Here is a 3,019-nt window from a genome sequence, read left to right on the forward strand (position 1 = left end):
GCCCGAGTTCACGCGCCGGGGGGTCGGCCGCCTGATCCTGAGCCTGTGCGAGGCCGCCGCCCGCGCCGCCGGCTACACCTCCGCCGAACTGGTCGCCACCCTGGGCGGCGAGCCGCTGTACCGCGCAGCCGGCTATCGCGAGATCGAGCGGTTCGAGGACGACCGGGGCGGCGCGCCCGTGCCGCTGGTCAGGATGGGCAACGGCTGGATGATGGGAGCGCCATGTTCCGGGGGGACTGACTATTCGCACCATCGCCTTCGCCTGCGCGATCCTGAGCTTGATGATCCTGCTGGCCGCGGCCGTCGCCGGCGGCCTGGCCTATCCGGGCTACGATCCCCTGCGGCAGTTCATCAGCGAACTGGGCGCGTCGGGCGCGATCACCGGGCCGGAGGTCAGCCTGGCCTTCATCGCCTCGGGGGCCCTTCTGACGGCGTTCTGGCTGCTGTGCATCGGCCTGTTTCCCCGCAGCCCGTTGGCGATCGCCGGCTTTCTCCTGAGCGCCCTGAACGGCCTGGGGCTAACGTTCGGCGGGGCGTTCCCCTGCGACTTCGAATGCTCTCTGACTAACGCCAGTCCCTCGGCGGTGCTGCACGACGTGCTGGGCGGCGTGGGCTACCTGTGCGGCGTCACCGGGGTGATCCTGACCGGCCTGGCGGCTCGGAAGTGGCTCGGCGGGCGCAACCTGTTCCACCTGGCGGTCGTCTGCGGCGCTCCGGCGGTCGGCGCGATCTGGCTGGTCCATCCCGCCTTCGAATACTACGGCGCCGCCCAGCGCGTGCTCGAGGTCGCCCTGGCGGCCTGGACGATCGGCGTCGCCCTGCACGTCCGCCGCCCGATGGAGGCCGCCCGATGACCGAGGTTCCGATGACCCCCGCGCGCCGCCTGCGCAACATCATCGGCGGCTCGGCCGGCAATCTGGTCGAATGGTTCGACTGGTACGCCTACGCGGCCTTCACCCTGTATTTCGCACCGGTCTTCTTCCCCAAGGGCGATTCCACCGCCCAGCTGCTGAGCTCGGCGGCGATCTTCGCCGTGGGCTTCCTGATGCGACCGGTGGGCGCCTGGGTGATGGGCGTCTACGCCGACCGCAAGGGCCGCAAGGCGGGGCTGACTCTGTCCGTGACGCTGATGTGCACCGGCAGCCTGATCATCGCCTGCACGCCCGGCTACGAGATCATCGGCGTGGCGGCGCCGGCGCTCCTGCTGTTCGCCCGACTGCTGCAGGGGCTCAGCGTCGGCGGCGAGTACGGATCCTCGGCGACCTATCTGTCCGAGATGGCGACCGCGAACCATCGCGGCTTCTGGTCCAGCTTCCAGTACGTGACCCTGATCTCGGGCCAGCTGCTGGCCCTGCTGCTGCTGATCCTGCTGCAGAACACGCTGAGCGAGGCCGCCCTGGAATCCTGGGGCTGGCGCATCCCCTTCTTCGTCGGCGCGGCCCTGGCGGTGATCGTCTTCTGGCTGCGGCGGCGGCTGGACGAGACCCGCGCCTTCGTCGCGGCGGACACCCAGGCGGCCCCGAAATCGAGCGCCCTGCTGCTGATCCTGAAGCACCCCAAGGAGGCGCTCTTGGTGATGGGGCTGACGGCCGGGGGGACGCTGGCCTTCTACACCTACACCACCTACCTGCAGAAATTCCTGGTCAACACCACGGGTTTCACCAAGGACGTGGCGACCGAGGTCAGCGCCGCGGCCCTGTTCCTGTTCATGCTGCTGCAGCCCGCCGTCGGCGCCCTGTCGGACCGGATCGGGCGCAAGCCGGTGATGATCGCCTTCGGGGTGCTGGGCGTGCTGCTGACCGTGCCGATCATGTCGACGCTGGCGACCGTCGACAGCCCCTTCGTCGCCTTCCTGCTGGCCCTGGCCGCCCTGGTGATCGTCAGCGGCTACACCTCGATCAACGCCGTGGTGAAGGCCGAGTTGTTCCCCGCCCATATCCGGGCGCTGGGAGTCGCCCTGCCCTATGCGATCGCCAACGCCCTGTTCGGCGGCACCGCCGAATACGTCGCCCTGTGGTTCAAGGGCGCGGGGGTCGAAAGCGCCTTCTTCTGGTACGTGACCGGAATGATCGGCGTGTCGCTGCTGGTCTATCTGTTCATGCGCGACACCAAGCATAGGAGCCTGATCGTCCACGACTGAGATCGACGCCGGCCGAGAGCTCCTATCCCCTCAGCCGCTCCAGCGCCTGAGGATAGCGGCGCGACAGGGGCGCCTCGACGGGCCCAAGCTCGACCGTCCAATCCCCTGAGCCGTCGGGCCTAAGCCCGGTCACCGAGCCGGCGTTGACCAGCCAGGAGCGGTGAGCGCGAACGAAGCCGAACCGCTCCAGCTCCACCTCGATCGCGGCCAGCGTGGCCCGCATCAGCGGCCGCCGGCCATCCGCCAGCCAGAACTCGACGTAGTTGCCCGCCGACGAGACCGCCAGGATGTCCGGCAGGGGCGCGCGGATGAGCCGAGCCCCGTCGCGGATGTCGAAGCTGACCGGCCGCACCGGTTCGTCCTTGCGTCGGCGCAGGTAACCGATCAGCCAGAAGGCCGAAACGTAGACCCCGTAACTGATCAGGTCCTTGCGCAACTCGTAGACGAAGCGGTCGCCGAAGACATAGGGCCCGGCGTCCATGAGCTCGTAGACCCAGCGCCTCAGCAGAACGAAACCCGCGACGTGGAGCGCCGAGAACAGCACCAGCGCCGCCCCGTGGATCAGGGCGAAGCGCAGCTTGGGCCGCCAACCCTCCGCCGCCGCCTCGTCAGGCGGGGCCAGGGCGGTCGCCAGCCACGGCACGACCATGGCCGCCACGATCGAGAGCGCGCTGGAGATCTCCCACACCCAGGGCTCCCATCGGGCGACGTCAGGGATGTCGCTGAGGTTGGAGAGGGAGTTCACCGTCGCGACCACGGCCGTCACGGGGATGACGACCAGCCAGGCCGTCCTCAGGTCGCGCCCGTCGGCCCGCCCGAACAGACGCCGTAGCCGATCGCCCGCGCCGTTCGTCCCGCCCGCCGCGCCGCTGGTCACCG

4 protein-coding genes are annotated in these 3,019 nt (G+C 69.6%); 2 read left to right on the top strand and 2 right to left on the bottom strand.

Features of this window, described 5'->3' with window-relative positions:
• Positions 1 to 253, bottom strand: a 253-nt coding sequence (locus tag AC2W7C_RS15965) for a hypothetical protein (protein ID WP_486002281.1), incomplete at its 3' end; no start/stop codon positions are given.
• Between the two features lie 28 nt (positions 254 to 281).
• Between AC2W7C_RS15965 and AC2W7C_RS15970 the strand changes: the two genes are divergently transcribed.
• Together AC2W7C_RS15970 and AC2W7C_RS15975 are read left to right on the top strand one after the other, a co-directional pair.
• Positions 282 to 854 (top strand): DUF998 domain-containing protein, encoded by a 573-nt coding sequence (locus AC2W7C_RS15970; RefSeq protein WP_486002282.1) that lies wholly within the window; start codon positions 282 to 284, stop codon positions 852 to 854.
• Positions 851 to 2,140: an MFS transporter gene (locus AC2W7C_RS15975; RefSeq protein ID WP_486002283.1), complete on the top strand. Its 1,290-nt coding sequence runs from the start codon at positions 851 to 853 to the stop codon at positions 2,138 to 2,140. The genes AC2W7C_RS15970 and AC2W7C_RS15975 overlap by 4 nt, the downstream gene beginning before the upstream one ends.
• 22 nt (positions 2,141 to 2,162) lie before the next feature.
• Here the strand turns inward: AC2W7C_RS15975 and AC2W7C_RS15980 are convergent.
• Positions 2,163 to 3,019: LytTR family DNA-binding domain-containing protein (locus AC2W7C_RS15980; protein WP_486002284.1), on the bottom strand; the 857-nt coding region annotated here is incomplete at its 5' end.

The organism is Brevundimonas sp. CURTG3B2_SDJG, assembly GCF_057364705.1.

Coding starts and splice junctions, on each gene's coding strand:
- AC2W7C_RS15975 (WP_486002283.1), top strand. CDS start 851: ATGACCGAGGTTCCGATGACCCCCGCGCGCCGCCTGCGCAACATCATC.
- AC2W7C_RS15970 (WP_486002282.1), top strand. CDS start 282: ATGATCCTGCTGGCCGCGGCCGTCGCCGGCGGCCTGGCCTATCCGGGC.